Annotated in this window: 17 protein-coding genes; 13 read left to right on the forward strand and 4 right to left on the reverse strand. The window is 49.6% G+C overall.

The genetic code is table 11. From position 1 onward, the window contains the following. Positions 1-262: 262 nt before the first annotated feature. The gene (gene rocD, locus SGI97_00330; GenBank protein ID MDZ4722348.1) at positions 263-1,546 is read right to left on the reverse strand and encodes an ornithine--oxo-acid transaminase; all 1,284 of its coding nucleotides are present in this window, start codon (positions 1,544-1,546) and stop codon (positions 263-265) included. Between the two features lie 245 nt (positions 1,547-1,791). Between rocD and queG the strand changes: the two genes are divergently transcribed. Beyond that, entirely contained in the window at positions 1,792-2,769 is a 978-nt protein-coding gene (gene queG / locus SGI97_00335) for a tRNA epoxyqueuosine(34) reductase QueG (protein MDZ4722349.1), read from the forward strand. 1 nt (position 2,770) lies between these two features. Here the strand turns inward: queG and SGI97_00340 are convergent, their stop codons facing one another. The 3 genes from SGI97_00340 to purL form a co-directional block, all read right to left on the reverse strand. Beyond that, positions 2,771-3,058 carry a hypothetical protein gene (locus SGI97_00340; protein ID MDZ4722350.1) on the reverse strand — a complete coding sequence of 96 codons (288 nt, stop codon included), beginning with the start codon at positions 3,056-3,058 and terminating at the stop codon, positions 2,771-2,773. Next, positions 3,055-3,774: a UDP-2,3-diacylglucosamine diphosphatase gene (locus SGI97_00345; protein ID MDZ4722351.1), complete on the reverse strand. Its 720-nt coding sequence runs from the start codon at positions 3,772-3,774 to the stop codon at positions 3,055-3,057. The genes SGI97_00340 and SGI97_00345 overlap by 4 nt, the downstream gene beginning before the upstream one ends. A gap of 87 nt (positions 3,775-3,861) precedes the next feature. After that, entirely contained in the window at positions 3,862-6,111 is a 2,250-nt protein-coding gene (purL, locus tag SGI97_00350; protein ID MDZ4722352.1) for a phosphoribosylformylglycinamidine synthase subunit PurL, read from the reverse strand. A 142-nt stretch (positions 6,112-6,253) separates the two neighbouring features. Here purL and tilS point away from each other — a divergent pair, with 142 nt between their 5' ends. The 12 genes from tilS to SGI97_00410 form a co-directional block, all read left to right on the forward strand. Further along, complete coding sequence (gene tilS / locus SGI97_00355) at positions 6,254-7,669, forward strand: tRNA lysidine(34) synthetase TilS (protein MDZ4722353.1); 1,416 nt, start codon at positions 6,254-6,256, stop codon at positions 7,667-7,669. After that, a complete protein-coding gene (gene hpt, locus SGI97_00360) occupies positions 7,626-8,177 on the forward strand; it encodes a hypoxanthine phosphoribosyltransferase (protein MDZ4722354.1) in 552 nt (183 codons plus the stop codon). Before tilS ends, hpt begins: the two co-directional genes overlap by 44 nt. A 208-nt stretch (positions 8,178-8,385) precedes the next feature. Beyond that, positions 8,386-10,248: an ATP-dependent zinc metalloprotease FtsH gene (gene ftsH / locus SGI97_00365; protein ID MDZ4722355.1), complete on the forward strand. Its 1,863-nt coding sequence runs from the start codon at positions 8,386-8,388 to the stop codon at positions 10,246-10,248. Between the two features lie 145 nt (positions 10,249-10,393). Beyond that, positions 10,394-11,251 carry a dihydropteroate synthase gene (folP, locus tag SGI97_00370; protein ID MDZ4722356.1) on the forward strand — a complete coding sequence of 286 codons (858 nt, stop codon included), beginning with the start codon at positions 10,394-10,396 and terminating at the stop codon, positions 11,249-11,251. Continuing rightward, on the forward strand, positions 11,248-12,009 hold the full coding sequence (gene cdaA, locus SGI97_00375) for a diadenylate cyclase CdaA (GenBank protein ID MDZ4722357.1): 762 nt from the start codon (positions 11,248-11,250) through the stop codon (positions 12,007-12,009). The genes folP and cdaA overlap by 4 nt, the downstream gene beginning before the upstream one ends. A gap of 451 nt (positions 12,010-12,460) precedes the next feature. Beyond that, entirely contained in the window at positions 12,461-14,263 is a 1,803-nt protein-coding gene (gene lepA, locus SGI97_00380; GenBank protein MDZ4722358.1) for a translation elongation factor 4, read from the forward strand. A 98-nt stretch (positions 14,264-14,361) separates the two neighbouring features. After that, positions 14,362-15,132, forward strand: a complete 771-nt coding sequence (locus tag SGI97_00385) for a DpnI domain-containing protein (GenBank protein ID MDZ4722359.1) — start codon at positions 14,362-14,364, stop codon at positions 15,130-15,132. Between the two features lie 98 nt (positions 15,133-15,230). Further along, a complete protein-coding gene (locus tag SGI97_00390; protein ID MDZ4722360.1) occupies positions 15,231-15,566 on the forward strand; it encodes a hypothetical protein in 336 nt (111 codons plus the stop codon). Positions 15,567-15,706: 140 nt separating this feature from the next. After that, positions 15,707-16,180: a transposase gene (locus SGI97_00395; protein MDZ4722361.1), complete on the forward strand. Its 474-nt coding sequence runs from the start codon at positions 15,707-15,709 to the stop codon at positions 16,178-16,180. 190 nt (positions 16,181-16,370) lie between these two features. Further along, positions 16,371-17,102, forward strand: a complete 732-nt coding sequence (gene lepB, locus SGI97_00400) for a signal peptidase I (protein ID MDZ4722362.1) — start codon at positions 16,371-16,373, stop codon at positions 17,100-17,102. After that, the gene (hemW, locus tag SGI97_00405) at positions 17,102-18,247 is read left to right on the forward strand and encodes a radical SAM family heme chaperone HemW (GenBank protein ID MDZ4722363.1); all 1,146 of its coding nucleotides are present in this window, start codon (positions 17,102-17,104) and stop codon (positions 18,245-18,247) included. Before lepB ends, hemW begins: the two co-directional genes overlap by 1 nt. A gap of 540 nt (positions 18,248-18,787) precedes the next feature. Then, positions 18,788-19,612: VCBS repeat-containing protein (locus SGI97_00410; GenBank protein MDZ4722364.1), on the forward strand; the 825-nt coding region annotated here is incomplete at its 3' end.

The raw sequence follows: 19,612 nt of genomic DNA on the forward strand, positions 1-19,612 counted from the left end.
GAGCCTCCTTGCTAAAGGGGTTTGGAGTAGTTCGACTATCGCTACAAACTACACCTTGAAACGGGCAGGCTCAATTTATTTGATAACATAGTAACTTGCACACATCGAAGATGTGGGTGCTGAGGCTTCCGAAGTCCGCCACAGGTGGGTGACCTGACGGTCACGTGGTATAACACCGTCACAGGCGCGCACCCTCCCCAAAATAAAAAAAGGCGGCCTGTGAAAACAGGCCGCCTTTTTGAATGTATACTCCGATGCTTTGCTAATCGACCAGAATTTTTTCCAGACGTTCAGCAATATAATCAATGTCCGTTTCATCCAAAATCAATGGCGGAGAAATGCGGATTGTGTGGCCATGGCTGTCATTTGCCAGTATACCAAGTTCAAGCAGTTTTTTGCAGTAAACCATAGCATCGCCGCCATGCACTTCGATGCCAATAAACAAACCTCGTCCGCGGACTTCTTTGACATGGGATGACCGGCTTGCAATAGTCTCAATTTTGCGTCTGAGGATAGCCCCCATCTTCGCGGCCCGGCCCGGGAGGTCATCGTTTATGAGCACGTCAAGCGCGGCTATACCGGCGACACAAGCCAACGGATAGCCGCCGTACGTTGAGCCATCGCGTCCGGGTTGGAATACAAGGTCCATAACTTTTGTGTTGCAGACAAAAGCCGAGACGGGCACAAGTCCGCCTGAGAGGGCTTTGCCGAGTGTGATGCCGGCGGGCACGACATTCTCATGTTCAAAGCAGAACATTTTGCCGGTACGTCCAAGTCCTACCTGGATTTCATCGAAAAGAAGGAGCATATCATGTTTGTCGCAGAGGTCGCGAAGACCTTGAAGGAATCCAGCCGGCGGCTGATACATGCCGCCCTCGCCCTGCATCGGCTCAACCCAGATTGCGCAGGTGTTTTTGTTCACTGCTTTTTCTACCGCTGAGAGATCGCCATACGGAACGGTCACAAAGCCCGGCGTGAGCGGACCAAAACCTTCCTTATATTTTTTCGATGAAGAGTAAGAGACAGTCGTAATCATGCGGCCATGGAAGTTATTTTCGAAAACTATGACTTCCTGTTTTCCATCGGGGATGCCTTTGGTTTTCCAACCATAGAATCGAGCGGCTTTGATTGCCGTCTCGCAAGACTCTACTCCGCCATTTTTGAGCAGGACTTTGTTGCCATGGTCGCCAAATCGCGTACCAAGCTGTGGGACGGTTGTCGCGAGCTTTTTGAGAAATACGCCGAGCGGATCGGTATAGACGACATTTGATATCACCGAAGCATATTCCCCCTGCAAGGCATCGACAAGAGCCTGTACAATGCGCGGGTGGTGATGACCTTGGTTCGCGGCAGAATAGGCCGCGAGGCAGTCAAGATATTCACGGTCTTCGATATCGGTCAGCCAGACCCCGCTTGCTTTGCGCACGACCATCTCGAGTCGGCCATAATGGTTTGCGCCGTATACGCCTTCAAAATCAATAATCTGATTGTCTGGGATTTGCGAGAAACCAGTGGCAGTTTTGTTTGGCGCTTTTATTGTATGCATAGACGATCCTCGCTTTGTGTTATTGCAAATATACTACTCCAATATATCTCATATCGGCAAAAAAACCAAGAGCTTCCTAATTAAAATTTACACCATTTAAGTTTATGTCACTCAATAACTAAGCAGGCCTCGGTGACACTTGATTTGACCGAATTTTCTTCGGTTTCTATAGGCTTGTTTTTGAAAAATGAAGTCCTGTCAGATAAGCATGGCACATTTCGTGATTCTCCTATAAATTCTTTACTATGAATGAGTTGTCTTCAATTCAGATAAAGCAGGCGGCTTTCGATGTCGGATTTGATCTGTGCGGGATTTCTTCCGCGCAGACAATTCCTCAAGCTGCCCAGCGATTCAACGCATGGCTCGATAACCGTTTTCATGGCGAGATGGCCTATCTTGAAAAAGAACCAGAGCGACGTGTTGACCCACAAAGAATTCTAAACGGCGCAAACTCTGTTATCATGCTCGGCCTGAATTACTATCAGCCGGACAGCAAAGAGAAACCAATTTCAGCCGGACGAATTTCCAAATACGCCCGTGGCCGGGATTATCATAAAGTCATCGCCAAAAAACTTAAAGCGCTGGCCGCACGACTCACTCATCTTTCCGGGCTTGACGAAGCCACCGCCGCCGAAGCCTTTCGATGGTATGTTGACTACGGCCCAATGCTCGAACGCGCCTATGCTGTCCAGGCCGGGCTTGGCTATATTGGCAAAAACTCCATGCTCATCAACCGGAGTTTTGGTTCCTACTTTTTTCTAGCGGAGATTATCACGACCTTCGAATTGAAGCCCGATAATCCCCAAACGGCCAATCATGGCCGGTGCGGAGACTGCAACCGCTGTATCGATGCTTGCCCGACCGGCGCCATAGTGGCGGACGGTGTAATCGATTCGACCAGATGTATTTCATACCTGACTATAGAGCGACCTGCCAACATACCGGAATCGCTTGCAAAACTCATGGGAGATAATCTCTTTGGCTGTGATATTTGTCAGGATGTTTGCCCCCACAACGGACGGGCAAATCTTTCTAAGCATGGTGAATTGCTGGCAGGCGCGGGAGTCGGCGAGTTTATCGACAGTGAAAAGATTCTAAGTCTTCAATCGCGTGAAGACTTCCTCAAACTGACAGCCGGCACTCCGCTGACAAGACCCAAGCTCGAAGGGCTTCAACGCAACGCCAAAATCGTATCTGAAAATGTCGAGCGAGAAAGCGCCTAATTTAGAATTTGGCGGTGCCTGTTATTTTTTGCAAGGTATCATCTATCCACCAAGCCCGGCGGTTGTCATGATAACTCAGCCATCCCCGTTTTTCCGAAGGAATGTATGTTGCTTCCAATGTCCCTTTCCCGCCCGGGAAAGTGAAATGCCAGTGAATTGAGCCCGGGTACTTTTTGAGTGTATCCCGGCCATGGATAACAAGACCGGCTTGCCTGACACGTTTTTCAAGCCATGCCACAAACTCGCTTTGGGGCATCTCTGCCGCCTGGGTAAGAGTCAGGTACTTCATATAATATATTCCAGACTGATTGTATCCTGAGTCACTTTGGCATAGCTGAAGTGACTAATGAAATCTCCGGTATTTATGTACACTCCTTTTGAGATATTTTCTCGAATCGGTATATGAAGATGGGCAATAAATACCGCGTCATATCCTTCGTCAATCTTCTTTTCCGCATAGGCCCGATAATCCGGCGCGAACAAATGATCCCTCTGCGAAGTATGCTTGCGCGAGGTGCCAGATACTCTTTTGGCAATCGGAATCGCCCAGTCAGTCGGCAACAAACGGTAGAGCCGAATATTAAGCCGGTTGCGGAGAATCCTCCGTAAAAAGCGGTAGCCTCCATCGGCTTTGGCCAAACCGTCGCCATGGATTAAAAACAGTTTTTTGCCGCGATAAGTCATCTCAAGATGGTCGCGATGAACTTTCACGCCAAGCTGTTTTTCAAAAAAATCACCGATCCAAAAGTCATGATTGCCGCTGACATAGTCAACCGGCAGGCCTGACTTTACCAACTGGCGAATCATAAAAAGAACCTCGTGGTGATCTTTGGGAATGGCATGTTTGTACTCAAACCAGAAATCAAAGAGATCCCCCAAAATGATGAGCCGATCGCCATCAGATTTTACCTTTTCAAAAAGCTTTCCGATTTGCTCAACTTTGTGCGATTCATGCTCAGGAGTGCTTGAGCCGAGATGGGCATCGGAAAAAATGTAGAGAGCCATGCCTGTCAATATAGCTCTGATCTAAGGGCAAAAACACGACAATATATTAACCAAAAACGCAAAAACAGACGAGGCGGCGATGCCGCGTCACCCAACCTTGTCCATAAATCGCGGCATGGCATTGTAAAATGCCTCTGAAAGCACAGACAGAGGCTGGTCAATAAGAGAATTAATTTTCAAACGCTCTCCCCCGACCCGGCCTATTTCTTTAGCAGGAATTTTAGTCAGTGAAAAATGCTCAAAGAGGGTCGCAAGGTCATTGCGCTCGCAAGTCACAATAATCCTCGACTGACTCTCCCCGAAAAGCAGACAATCGGCTCGCAAAGAATCGTCGAGCCTTATTGTCGCGCCGATTTGCCTCTCACGATCTCCGATACAGCACTCCGCAAGGGCGATTGCAAGTCCGCCATCGCTGACATCATGGGCTGATTTAATAAGCTGGCGTCTGATTGCGGCAAGGGCGCTATCCTGAAGTTTTTTCTCAAAAGCCAGATCAAGCAGAGGGACCGGGCCGCGGGTCTCATTGTGTATCGAATGAAGGTATTCCGATGCCCCAAGCTCTTCTCTGTTTACACCAAGCAGGAGAATAACATCTCCTTCATCTCTAAACGAGAGTGTGGTGATATCCCGAAGATGATTAACAAGGCCAATCATGCCAATAGTCGGGGTGGGAAAAACCGCGCGAGTCGGGTCTTCGTTATAAAACGAGACATTCCCGCCGGTTACCGGTGTGCCGAAAACAGTGCAGGCCTCCCCCATACCGGCGATGGTTTCCGCGAAAGCGTAGTAGACTTCGGGTTTATACGGATTTCCAAAATTAAGACAGTTGGTCACACCCAGCGGCTGTCCACCAGAACAAACAATGTTTCTGGCCGATTCAGCCACTGCGATCTGAGCCCCGAATCTCGGATTGAGATAGCAATAGCGGGCATTGCAGTCAGTTTTCATTGCGAGCGCCTTATCCGTCTTACGCAGACGGATAACTGCGGCATCAGAGCCCGGACCGACAACGGTATTTGTGCGAACCATTGTATCATACTGCTCAAACACCCACCCTTTATGGCAAAGATTTGGCGAAGAAAGCAAAGTGAGCAGAGTTTCATTCCAATTTTGTGTCAGAGGATATTTGGTAAAATCGATTGTGTGCAGTGCCTCAATATGGGCCGGCTTTTTTGTTTCGCGATGATAAATCGGGGCGCCGCCGCCAAGCACAAGGTCGTGCGAGGGTATTCGCGCGACAGTTTCCCCGTGCAGTTTGACGTCCATCATGCCATCATCGGTCACTTTGCCGATAATGGTCGAGTCCAGTCCCCATTTATCAAAAACCGCTTTGACAGCACTTTCTTTCCCTTTCTTCACACAGACCAGCATCCTCTCCTGTGACTCAGAGAGTAAAATCTCGTAAGGGGACATTCTGGATTCTCGTATCGGGACTTTGTCAATTTCGATTTCAATTCCGGCATTTCCTTTGGCTGACATTTCCGACGATGAACAAGTAAGTCCGGCCGCTCCCATATCCTGTATGCCCACAATTAGATCCTGATCGATAATTTCGAGTGTGGCTTCGAGCAAAAGCTTCTCGGTGAATGGATCGCCTATCTGGACTGAAGGCCTTTTCTCGGTTGATTTTTCGCTAATTTCTTCTGATGCAAAAGTTGCGCCGTGAATACCATCCCGGCCCGTTTTGGAACCTACAATCATAATCGGATTGCCGACCCCCGAAGCCGCCGCTGTGGCAAGTTTGTTATTTTTGACAAGCCCGACAGCCATCGCATTGACCAGTGGATTTCCGGTATAGCAGTCATCGAAAAAGACTTCGCCTCCGACAGTGGGGACACCAAATGAATTTCCATAATCGCCGATACCGCGCACCACCCCGTCAATTAAATGCCTGACTCGAGGGTTATCGGGAGAGCCGAACCGAAGCGAATTAAGCGCCGCGATGGGACGTGCGCCCATAGTAAAAATATCGCGCAAAATCCCGCCCACACCAGTAGCAGCCCCTTGATAGGGTTCAATGGCCGATGGGTGATTGTGCGATTCAATTTTGAAAACAACCGCAAGTCCGTCGCCGATATCTATCGCGCCAGCGTTTTCATCGCCAGCCTTGGCCAAAAGATGCTCGCCGTCACGGGGAAGCGTTTTTAGCAGGGCTATAGAATTTTTATATGAACAGTGTTCCGACCACATCACGCTGAATATGCCTAACTCGGTGAAATTTGGCTCACGACCCAAACTTTTCTTTATCATCGAATATTCTTCGGGGGTAATCCCGTGCGATGCGACCATTTCCGGTGTGACGACGGGCTGTTTGTACATCTCGGCAGTATTCGGCATGTTCTTTTCATTTCTGTGCTAAAGTTGAGCCGGGAGTATAGAAGGAAAAAGACGAATCGTCAAGCCTTGCCTTTCACAGCGCAAAAACAGAAGAGAACAAAGACTTCTCACACAGCCCCCCACTGCGTATCTTGTACACTGTATGGATATTCTTCAAAAAGTCCGAGCCACCATTGCCGATAAGAATCTCCTCAGAAATGAAGATTCCGTCCTGGTCGCTCTCTCAGGCGGCCCGGATTCAGTTGGCTTGCTTCATATTCTCACGAAACTTCGGTCGGAATTTTCGCTCACTCTACAAGCGGTCTATATCAACCACCTGATCCGGCCGCGCGCCGCAAAAAAGGAAGAAATATTTTGCCAAAATCTCTGCGACAAACTCCATATTCCTCTCACTATTGTGACGGAGCATATTCCCCTCCTGTCCGCAAAAATAAAAAAAGGAATAGAGGAAACCGCCCGGGATTTCCGTTATGAGACATTTTCCCGCCTCGGTTTTGAGCTTGGCTGCTCCAAAGTCGCGTTGGGACACCACTTCGACGACCGTGCCGAGACAATCCTGTTTCGACTTATCCGCGGCGCAGGCCGAACCGGTCTTATCGGTATCCCTGCACGACGCGGAGTTTTTATCCGCCCTTTTTTTGAGGTCACGAAAGTGGAGATTTTGTCATATTTGAAGACGAACCGTTTGGAATATTGTCTCGATAAGAGTAATAGCAACTCTCAGTTCAGTCGAAATTTCATCCGGAACCAGCTCTTACCTTCGATTCGGAAAAATTTAAATCCGCAAATCGACACTGCTTTGGCCAATACCGCGGATCTCTTAGCCGAAGAGGAGTTGTACTTTGAGGCAGAAGTCAAAAAGGCCTTAAGTCACACACTCACCATTTCCCCTGGCGCTAAATTATTTCTTGATTTGCAACGCTTTGACAAGTATCATAAAGCCATACGCCGCCGAATTTTACGGCATTGCCTTGAGCGCTTAGAGCCAAGACATTTGCCGCCGGAGCGAGAGGTTGTAAACCGCCTGGAAGACTTCGTTATACGAGAAGGGGCTGAGTTTTCCCTTCCTGGCCACGTCCAAGCGGCGCGGATAATCGAAGGAGGAAGCAAAAAACTTCTGCTTTGGCAGCCTAAGACAGCCAAGTTTTCCTCTGAGTTAGAACTTGGCGCATGGTGCGAACTTGAATCGCTTGGTATAAAAATCAAGGCTTCGCGCACGACTTCTGTTGGCAACGCGGTACAAAAAAAGCGGAGGGCCAGGAAGGTTTTTGTCGACGGTGCGGCGCTTGCGCTGCCCCTTGAAGTCCGGTCGTTCCGGCCCGGAGACAAGTTTCGTCCGTTGGGTATGGCGGGAAATAAAAAAATCGGTGATTATCTCACTGATAAGAAAATAGCGCGGCCCTTTCGAGATGAGGTCGTTGTCGTTTGCGACCGGGCTGGGATTGTCTGGTTGGTTGGATTTGAAATAGCTGAACGCGTAAAGGTAACTGTCCGAACAAAGGAAGCGTTTGTCATTGAAAACTCTCTCATCAAAACAAAGCAACACCAAACCCTTTGAATTGCTTCTCGACCAGGATCGCATTGCCCGGCGAATAGCCGAACTGGGCACGGAGATAAGCCGTGACTATGCCGGACAATCGCTGGTTTTGGTTGGTGTGCTCAAAGGTTGTCTGGTCTTTCTTGCCGACCTCATGCGACAGATCAGCCTGCCCACAGAAATTGAATTCATTTCCGCGGCTTCGTACAGGAAAGGCATACGTCAGGAGGAGGACGTAATCCTTGGCGGCGGAGTCAGTATACCACTTAAAGGCCGGCATGTCTTAATGGTGGAAGGTATTGTGGAATCAGGCAAGACCATCGCAGTCATCGCCGAGAAATTGAGAAAAATGGAACCGGCATCGGTATCAATTGTTACATTATTAGATAAACCGTCGAGCCGACGCGCGACAGTCGATATAAAATACAAGGGATTTGCGATAGGTAATGATTTCGTCATCGGTTTCGGTCTTGATAATACTCAACAATATCGTAATCTTCCGTTTATTGGCCGCCTTGTAGACCATTAAAAACAGCATAACAGAGTATAATGTTAACGAATATGTCGACAGTGCAGGGATTTAGTACATTAGGCGCATTTCTCCAACGGAATCAGCACATCGACACAACTTCTAATATGGAGCACAAGTGAAGAATCCTGATACTGGCCGCGATCGTCAACCAGATAAAAATCGCGGTAAAAGCGGTCCCCCCACTGGTCCTATGAAATTCCGAGGTATGGGTCGGTCATTTATTTTCTGGCTGGCAATGATACTGAGTGTGGTTCTCCTGTATTCATACATGAACAAATTTAATACTCAGCAGGCCGAAATCAATTATAGTGAATTTCTGGGCGAGGTTGCCGCACACAATGTTTCCGAAGTCACATTTGCTGAACGCGCTGTGGAAGGAAAACTCTTCAAACCGAAAGTATTTCCCAATTCCAAAGTCGCTGAAGCCGCAGCTATTTTCAAGACAAGGATCCCATTTGCGGATAACAACTATGAACTGGTTAACCGACTCGAACAGAGCGGCGTCAAAATTATCGCAAAAGAACAGAGCATAGATTTCTGGCAGATCGTAATGTCCTTCGCTCCGTTTATCCTTATCATTCTTGTCTGGCTCTTTTTCCTTCGCCAGATGCAGGGCGCATCCGGGCCGAAGGGAATCTTCTCTTTCGGCAAGAGCAAGGCCAAACTCATGACCGATGAGCGGCCCAAAGTGACTTTCAGCGATGTCGCAGGCGCCGATGAGGCAAAAGAAGAACTCCAGGAGATAATTGAGTTTCTCAAAGAACCCGGCAAATTCCAGAAGCTTGGCGGAAAAATCCCAAAAGGCGCTCTTCTGCTTGGCCCTCCCGGAACCGGCAAAACTCTGCTTGCGCGGGCTGTGGCTGGCGAAGCGGGCGTGCCATTCTTCTCAATGTCGGGCTCGGACTTTGTTGAGATGTTTGTGGGCGTAGGCGCAAGCCGTGTCAGAGACCTCTTCGAGCAAGGCAAACGCAGCGCACCATGTATCATATTTATCGATGAAATAGATGCTGTAGGTCGTCACCGCGGTGCGGGACTTGGTGGTGGGCATGACGAGCGCGAACAGACACTGAATCAATTGCTCGTCGAAATGGACGGCTTTGAGACAAACGAAGGCGTAATTCTGGTGGCAGCCACTAACCGCCCCGATGTACTTGATCCAGCCCTTCTCCGCCCGGGACGATTCGACCGTCAGATTATTGTCCCGATGCCCGATGTAAAAGGACGTGAGGGTATTCTCAAGGTCCACCTGCGCAAAGTAAAAATGGCTGACGATGTCGACGCTATGGTACTCGCTCGCGGAACGCCCGGTATGTCCGGAGCGGATCTGGCTAATATGGTCAACGAAGCCGCACTTTTGGCTTCCCGCAAAGACCGCGATGCTATCAAAATGGAAGATTTTGAGGATGCCAAGGATAAAGTCATGATGGGTTCGGCCAGACGATCGATGGTTATCACTGACGAAGAGAAAAAGGTGATTTCCTATCATGAATCAGGACATACGCTGGTAGCCAAATTCCTGCCAAAAGCTGACCCGATTCACAAAGTTACAATCATCCCGCGCGGGATGGCCCTTGGTGTAACACAATCCCTGCCTGTTGATGAACGTCATACACATAGCAAGGATTACCTTGAGGCACTGCTCGCCGTTTTCATGGGAGGCCGCGTTGCCGAGGTTTTGGTCTTCAATCAACTCGACACCGGAGCCGGAAATGACCTTGAACGAGCGACAAAACTTGCCCGAAAGATGGTCTGCAACTGGGGTATGTCGGAGAAACTCGGCCCTGTGACATTCGGTAAAACTGAAGAACATATTTTTCTGGGCCGCGAAATTCAACAGCGTGCTGATTTCTCAGAGGCAACAGCTGTCCTGATTGACGGAGAGATTCGCAGCCTGGTCGAAGCCGCGGAGGCGACTGCAACACGGATTCTCCGCGCCCAGATTGATATGCTCCATAAGCTCGCCGCGGCTTTGCTTGAAAAGGAGATTCTCGACTCACGTGAAGTCGATGTTGTCATTGGCCGCATTTCCGGCGACGTTCAGCCTGTTGGAGCCCCGGTACCGGCTTAGAAAGCAAAAACAGTCTTATATGAAAAAGCTCCGACGCACAATCGGGGCTTTTTTATTACATACACGCTAAGTTCTCTGAACTTGATTTTTTGCCCGCCAAAGGTGATACTTGGATTACGGTATTCCTATGCTAAACGATATGCTCATGAAACAAGCGACAGACGCAATAACATTGGCCAATGGCAGACTGCTGCCACTTTCAAAGCCGCTTGTTATGGGGGTCATAAATATCACACCGGATTCATTCTCCGACGGTAGGCAATATCTGAACCCCGATACCGCTGTCGAACACGCGCTTCGGCTTGAGTCCGAAGGAGCGGACATGCTTGATCTGGGAGGAGAGTCTTCACGGCCGGGCGCAGAGCCACTCTCTGTTTCGGAGGAACTTGCGCGAGTCATTCCTGTCCTCACAAAACTTCGTTCGCGGTCAACCCTTCCAATCTCAATCGATACCTATCATGCCGAGACAGCCAGGGTTTCCATCGAAAACGGAGCAGATATTATCAACGACATCACCGCTCTTCAAGGCGATAGCCGCATGGCGGAAGTCGTGAAAAAAAGCAAAGCCCCCCTCGTACTTATGCACATGCAGGGGACACCGAAGACAATGCAGAAATCTCCTTTTTATGACGATGTGATAAGCGAGATAGACAGCTTTTTTACCGAACGAATTGATTTTTGTGTAAGTCACGGCATTGACAGATCTAAAATTATTCTCGACCCGGGGATCGGTTTTGGCAAACGGCTTGCAGATAATCTTGCGATTCTAAATCACTTAAGTGAGTTCCGAAACCACGGTCTCCCCATACTCATTGGTCTCTCGCGAAAGTCATTCATCTCCAAAATCCATCCAACTGAGAAGGCGGCCGACAATCGGCTCGGCGGTTCTCTGGCCGGCGCAATAATCGCTGTGCAGAACGGCGCAAATATAATTAGGGTCCATGATGTCCGTGAAACAGTCCAAGCCCTTGCATTCATCCAAGCCCTGTGGGGTGACCAATGACACTCTTTCAATACGGATTTTTGAGGCTTGGCCTAAAAGACCTCCTCGACATTGTCCTTGTAGCATTTATCATCTTCCAAGTCCTCAAGCTGACCAGAGGCACACGCTCCGCCCAGATTATTATTGGTCTCTCACTACTGACGATCATGGCGATTGGGGCATACTGGTTTCAGCTCGAAGGTTTAACCTGGTTATTTTCAAACCTCGCCACTTTCGGATTCATTGCGCTCGTGATCGTCTTCCAACCGGAGCTCCGCAGCGCGCTTGCTTCCATTGGTCAAAATCGACTCCTCCGCATCTTCGTTCCGCTCGAAGACAAGCAGATCCTCGAGCAAGTTTCTTATGCCGCAGTTCGTTTGGCTGAACTCCGTTATGGCGGACTTATCGTCATAGAGCGACAGACAGGACTTCGCAATTTCGCCGAGACAGGCAAAGAACTCACCGCTGAGTTGTCATCAGAACTGCTCGTGACGCTCTTCACCCCCTACACCCCGCTCCATGACGGTGCCGTGATTGTGTCCGGCGATAAAATAGTGGCCGCAGCGACATCCCTGCCGCTCACAACCAATATCCGTTACCGGGAACTGTTTGGGATGCGGCACAAGGCGGGGATAGGCGTCTCTGAAGTTTCTGATGCCGTGGTGGTGATTGTCTCCGAGGAAACAAGCGGGATATCGATAGCGTTTGAAGGTACTTTTGAATCAGATATTCCGCGCTCGGAGTTCAGGGATAGACTCGCGATGTATCTGAAGAAATAGGGCGTCCTATACCCGTGGCTGGTGTACGTCCCGCCACGGCGGCTTGCGCTCACACCATATCGTTGCGAGTCCGCCGATGGCGGATTAGGAGCGACCCTCCACGGCGGGCAGGCGCGGCAATCTCAGTTCTGCCAACTCTGTCATTCCAGTCCGCCGTGGCGGAGAATCCATCTTTATCTTCCTGCGGGGCGTCGCTGCCCCGCACCTGAGTAAAGAGAACCCACCGCAAGCGGTGTGGTACACCAAATCAAAACAAACATCACAGCGCCGCCGGCCGTCTCCATCCACAAACCCGCCAATTTCTCACCTTGCTTCCTGTCAATTGACAAGCACTTCAAAAAGCCCTACCTTTTCTTGCCTGACAAAAGATAGAATCGGCTGAATTAATCCGATAACAAATATGAATCTTCGCCCTGTAAGGATACTGCGCTCCACGCTTTACCTGTGACCTATGTACGATATTAACAAAATTCGCAATTTTTCAATCATTGCCCATATTGACCACGGCAAATCGACCCTTGCCGACAGATTGCTTCAGTCGACCCGGACGCTCTCAATCCGTCAGATGCGCAATCAAGTCCTTGACTCAATGGACCTCGAGCAGGAACGCGGCATCACCATTAAAGCCCATGCCATCCGCCTCGATTACATTTCCAAAGACGGCCAGGAATATCAATTCAACCTCATCGATACCCCCGGCCATGTCGACTTCACCTACGAAGTCAGCCGGTCACTTTCCGCCTGTGAAGGAGCAATCCTTGTCGTCGATGCCGCTCAAGGAATCGAGGCTCAAACCCTGTCGAATCTTTATCTCGCCCTTGATAATAACCTTGAGATTTTGCCCGTCATAAACAAAATCGATCTCCCCAGCGCAGAACCGGAAAAAGTCCGCGCTGAAATTGTCGATCTGCTCGGCTGTCCGCCCGGCGACATTGTTCTGTGTTCGGCCAAAGAAGGAATCGGAATCGATACCCTGCTTGAATCCATCATCCATCTCCTGCCTGCCCCCAAAGGTGATCCCGATGCTCCGGTGCAGGCGATGGTTTTTGATTCCATTTTCGATGCCTATCGCGGTGCCATGCCCTTTGTGAAAATGGTCAATGGCACGCTCCGCAAAGGAGAAAAAGTTCGTTTCTTTTCCACCGACAAAGCCCATGAAGTCGACGAAGTCGGCTTTATGCGGCTCACCGCCTTTCCATTGGAAAAACTCCAGGCTGGCGAGGTCGGCTATTTCTTTGCCTCGATTAGGGAAGTTGCCGACACAAAAATCGGTGACACTGTCACAACCATCGCCAATCCCGCATCGGAGGCCGTGCCGGGTTTTGTCAATGTCAAGCCGATGGTCTTTTCCGGACTCTATCCGGCCGTCGCCGAAGAGTTTTCTGACCTCCGCGATTCACTTGAGAAACTAAAACTGAATGATTCCTCGCTTACCATGACACCCGAATCCTCGACCGCTCTGGGGTTCGGTTTCCGCGTCGGGTTTTTGGGACTGCTCCACATGGAGATTATCACCGAACGGCTCCAGCGTGAATACAATCAGACAATCATTAATACTGTGCCGAATGTGGAATATCATGTCTACAAAACCGATGGCGAGATGATTGTTGTCGACAACCCGGCCAAGATGCCCCCCACACAGGAAATTGATTATGTCGAGGAGCCAATTGTCGACGCTCAGGTCATTGCCCCAGTGGAATATATCGGCGCGATTATGAAAATCGGCACCGAACGTCGCGGCGAATACAAAACAACCGAGTATCTCTCGACCACCCGCGCCTCGCTCAACTACGCCTTCCCGCTCTCTGAAGTCATTTTCGATTTCTATGACAAGCTGAAATCCAGCACCCGTGGCTATGCCAGTTTTGATTATGGACTTCCTTACTACAGGCGCGCGAATCTGGTCAAACTCGATATCCTCATCAACGATGACCCGGTCGATGCCTTGTCTGTTATCATCCACCGCGATAAGGCTTATCAGTGGGGAATGAGCCTCAACAGCAAACTTGAAAAACTCATCCCGCGCCAGATGTTTGAGGTGATTATCCAGGCCGCAATTGGTAGCCGGATCATAAGCCGCGCGACCATCCGCCCTTTGCGTAAAAACGTGACTGCCAAATGTTACGGCGGCGACATCAGCCGCAAACGCAAACTCTTGGAAAAACAAAAAGAGGGCAAAAAGCGGATGAAACAGATAGGCTCGGTAGAGATACCTCAGGAAGCCTTCTTGGCGGCGCTGAAGATAGAGCGGTAATGGGGGTCGCTAATTTTGTGATTGCCACCGTGAATTATCGATCTTATCGTTCCTGAAAGAGCTTTCTAAAAGAATCCAAGCGTTTACTGAAAGAGCAAATGCAGGTCAAGCTTTCGCCCGGATTAGCAAACAACTACACAAGCCTTTCTCAAAAAGTGAGAGTGTTCTCGGAAGAGTGGGTGCATCAGGAAGGCTTTTGCCCATCTTGTGGAAGCAAATTAGACCGGTACAAAAATAACCAACAGTCAAAAGATTTCAACTGTGATACCTGTAACGAGAACTTCGAGCTAAAGAGCTCGTCCAATGCCTTCGGTGCAAAAGTGCTTGACGGCGCCTATTCCAGCATGATTGCGAGTCTAAATAGCGATAAAAGCTCAAGCTTACTGTTACTCAGGTATGACCGCACCAATCATTCAGTCCGAGATTTCCTGGTCATTCCAAGACATTTTTTCGTTCCCTCAATGATTCAAAAGCGTAATCCATTGTCTCCCTCAGCAAAAAGATATCCTTATGTAGGCTGTTCTATTTTGATCGGTTCGGTGCCTGAAGCAGCAAAGGTCTATTTTCTCAAAGAGGGGGTCGTGATACCAAAGAAGCAAGTTATGAGCGAATGGACGAGAGGGGAGTTCCTTCGCGGCGAGAAAAAATTCGAAAATAAAAGCTGGCTGGTAGATACGATGAAGTGTATAGATATGCTCAAGCATTCCGAATTTTCTCTTTCGGACATATATGAATTTGAAGGCTTCTTGACTGAGAGACATCCCAATAATCGATTTATCAAAGACAAGCTGAGACAACAACTCCAGATTTTAAGAGACAACGGTTATTTGCAATTTCTTGGAAATGGAAAGTACAGGCTGGAAAGGTAGGTTGAAGCATCAAAAGCAAATCAATCAAAAAGCCCGGGTTTTCCTTCTATTCGGAGCTGGTTCAATACGAGAATATTCAGGCTTTCAAACAGTCATTAGTGGAATGTGATTCGTTCACCAACGCGATCGAAATGCGTCTGCCTGTCTGCCATATCGCACCAAAAAAAGGTCATCCATTCTCGACTCTCAATCAGAAGAGATACAAGCCGGAAAGGGTTATTGACGAGCCAGTTCAAGTGTCGTATGACATCATAACCAATACATTCTTTCTGCGTGACGGAGCAAATAGGACAACACAAGCCATCGCTAATGGCGACTCGACTATCATCGCACAGGTAGAAATAGTTTCGTCAGAACTTGGCTATAAGTCAATTCTTGAGAATGATGAAGCGATTGCTGATTTTTATTATCGCGTACTTAGTGAGAGAAAGTAACTTGTTCCGTGGTGTCGGGCGGATAACCGCCCGATACTAAGATGAAGACTGTCAGGCGAGGGCGCCTGACTGCACAGACAAAAGAAGTGCATTACAAATAATGCGCCGGAAACACCCTAAACTCAACACTTTACTGACGAATGCCGCTTAGACGTAGAACGCAACTATCAGATCATCGTGTCTTTTTCGTAACAACCACTACGCGCAATCACGCGAAATTATTTCATTCAAATGAACTCCTAACTCTTCTGCATTCGATCATCTTTGAGCGGGTAAAATACCATCAAGCCACACTATTTGGGTATGTCCTCATGATCAATCATTTCCATCTTCTTGTCAAACTGGAAGGTGGTGGGGTTGGACTCTCAAAATTGATGCGAGATATAAAATCTCTCTCTGCACGCCAGATATTCCCGAATTCGAAGGGGATCTGGATGGAAAGATTTGATGATGTCTCAGTCACGAGTGGAGAACAGTTCAGACGCAAGCTTAACTATATTCATTTTAATCCAGTCAAAGCCAAGCTGGTTGAGCAAGCCGAAAACTATCGCTTTTCTTCAGCTAAAAGCTGGAACACAGGAAAGGCAGAAGCCGGCGTGACTGTGGATTTTTGATGAGGGTGGAATCCGTGGTGTCGGGCGCCCCCGCCCGACACTAAGATGAAGACTGTCAGGCGAGGGCGCCTGACAGCACAGCCTCAAAACGCCCCTCCTTGCCCTTCCCACCATTCCTGCCTATATTTAACCCTGAAAACAGCCCTGCATCGCTAAAGTATTGCCGGGCACAACCGATAACTTACAAGGTATGGAGAATGATTTCCTCATCAAGGAACACCAGCAGATTGAAAGCCAGCGCGCGGCTCGTCAATTCCTTAACCGGAAAGAACGGAAACCGCTCTGGCGTGAATATCTGGAAACGGCAATTGTCGCGCTCGTCGCGGCAGTCCTGCTTCGCCTTTTTGTCGTCTCTGCCTACCGGGTCAATTCCGGCTCAATGGAAGACACGCTTATGACTGGCGATTATATTTTCGTTAATAAGCTGGCTTACCAGTACGGAACCGCGCCCCAACCGGGCGATATCATCGTCTTCAAGTATCCCAATAATCTTGAACAGGATTATATCAAACGGATCGTCGCCATAGGCGGCCAAACGATACAGATTGCGGACAAGGTTGTCTATGTCGACAACGCCGTCGCGACTATCCCGACTCACGCCAAAAATATCGACAAACGGAGTATCCCCGGCGATCTCAGCTTCAGGGATAATGTGGCTCCGTTTGTTGTCCCCGAAGGGACATTTTTCGTCATGGGCGACAATCGCGACGACAGCAAAGACAGCCGTTTCTGGGGAACTGTGCCCAATGAATATATCAGAGGGAAAGCAGTGTTCATCTACTGGTCGTGGGAGCCGGACTCAAATCCGCCCGGATGGGGATTTCCATACATTGTGGATCTGATTCAGTGGATTGGGCATGGGATGTACAACTTCCCGACTCATGTCCGCTGGGACCGGATTCTCACTCCGATAACTGACTAATGCCTTTCGGCCTCTATCTCCACTTTCCATTCTGCCCCTATAAATGTTCCTACTGCGACTTTTATAAGGAGCTTTTCGATGCGGGACTTCAACAGCGTTTCTTTGAAGGTCTGACTATCGAAACCGAGCTTGCCGCCGAATCCGCCGCGGCGGATTCTTTTGACAATGAAATCAGCACTATTTTTATTGGCGGCGGGACTCCGTCGATGGTCGACCTTGAGCAGTTCGGCCGATGGTTTGAGCATTTCAAGAAATTCTTCGTTGTCCCGGACGGTATTGAGTTTTCGTTTGAAAATAATCCTGATTCGGTTTCAGTCGAGCAGTTGCAGGCAATAAAAGAGCTTGGGATAACCCGCCCGACATTTGGAATCCAGTCCTTCAATGCGCGACTGCTGCGGCTTCTCAACCGCCCTCACAAACCCGAAGACAGCCAAAAAGCGGCGTATCTTGCAAACGCGCTCGGGTTCCAGACGTACGGAGTGGATCTGATTTTCGGACTCCCGAAACAAACCACAGCCATGCTCTCGGCCGACATCGACCAACTGATGGATATTTCTCCGCCGCATATTTCATTTTACCAGCTCACGGTCGAGCAGAATACGCGGCTCTATGATAAAGTCACAAGCGGCGCATTGACAGTGCCCGATGCCGACACAATGCTTGCGATGTACCGAAGCGGGTGCGAGCGATTTGTCGAAGCTGGCTATACGCGCTACGAAGTCTCCTCGTTTGCCAAGCCGGGGCATGAGTGCGCGCATAATATCGGCTATTGGGAAGGAAGAGACTATTTGGGGCTTGGACCGTCGGCGCATTCGTTTATGAATGGACGAAGGTTCGCCAATACACCGGACATAGTCGAATACACTAAGACACTTCGCATGGGCAAACGCCCGCTTGTGCCAGATGAGTCGGGAATCGAAGATCGCATGACCGAAGCAATAATGCTTGGCCTGCGGACTTCGCGCGGGATAAATCGAAGTCACTTCACGACCCGATTCGGGGCGTCGATAGAGGATCGCTTTGACCGCTCGCAATATGACATATTTATCCAATCGGGCCACCTTATTCCCGATGGCGGCGTGTTGCGATTATCCGATGACGGCATTTATCTCGCCGACGAAATCACCCGCCGCCTCCTGAAATAGAGCACCCTGTTCCTGAATCAGGAACCCCTTCAACAATGCCATCCGTCATCATTCTGTCATTCCAGTCCGCTGTGGCGGACTGGAATGACAAAATAGAAGGCTGACTGCACTTCTTAATTCTTCGTGCGGGACGTCCCTATGGCGGATTCGAAAATCTCTGGCCTGCACCAGATTTACAGACGTGCAGTCAGGCGCCCACGCCTGACTGTCTTCATTTGTGTCGGGCAAGGGATAGCATCCCCAGCATGGGGCGCCCGACACCACATAATCATTCCCCTCACAATGTCAATCCCTCAAAATGTCATTCCGGCGCAGGCCGGAATCCAGGGTAAATAGACGTGCAGTCAGGCGCCTCCGCCTGACTGTCTTCTTTGTGTCGGGCGGGGAGAACCGCCCCCAGCAGGGGTGCCCGACACCACACTATACTCAGTTCCCCCTGTTACCATTATCCCTCTTGACATATCCCTGAAAACCACTATATATATTTAACTATACAGACACATGCGCTCTGTTAAATCTTTGAGACAGGTTGGGAAAATCATGAATCGTATTCTAATGCTAACATCACTTATCCTGTGCGGCTTGATTCCAAGTTCTGCGACTGCCTTTGAACCGCTTTTTGACGCTCGATTGGATTACGGGGTGGGGAGCTCTCCCCAGTCAGTGACATCCGCCGACTTTGACGGGGACGGGAAACCTGATCTGGCGGTCGCGAACGAGGGTCCCAGCAGTGTCTCGATCCTGAAAAACAACGGCAACGGAACCTTTACGTCAGCGGTGAATTACGGGGTGGGGAGTTTTCCCCGGTCAGTTACATCCGCCGACTTTGACGGGGACGGGAAACCTGATCTGGCAGTCGCGAATAATGGTTCCAACAATGTCTCGATCCTGAAAAACAACGGCGACGGGACCTTTGCGGTAGCGGTGAATTACGGGGTGGGGCTTAATCCCCGGTCAGTTACATCCGCCGACTTTGACGGGGACGGGAAACCTGACCTGGCGGTCGCGAATAGAAACTCCGACAGTGTCTCGATCCTGAAAAACAACGGCGACGGGACCTTTGCGGAGGCGGTCAATTACGGGGTGGGGAGCTGGCCCGAGTCAGTTACATCCGCCGACTTTGACGGGGACGGGAAACCTGATCTGGCGACCGCGAATTCTTTTTTCTTCGGAAGTGTCTCAATCCTGAGAAACAACGGCAACGGGACCTTTGCGTCAGCGGTGCATTACGGGGTGGGGGGCGTTCCTAATTCAGTTACATCCGCCGACTTTGACGGGGACGGGAAACCTGATCTGGCGACCGCGAATGTAAGTTCCAACACTGTCTCGATCCTGAAAAACAACGGCAACGGAACCTTTGCGTCA

It is taken from the genome of Candidatus Zixiibacteriota bacterium, assembly GCA_034439475.1.
Taxonomy (GTDB): Bacteria; Zixibacteria; MSB-5A5; order GN15; family FEB-12; genus JAWXAN01.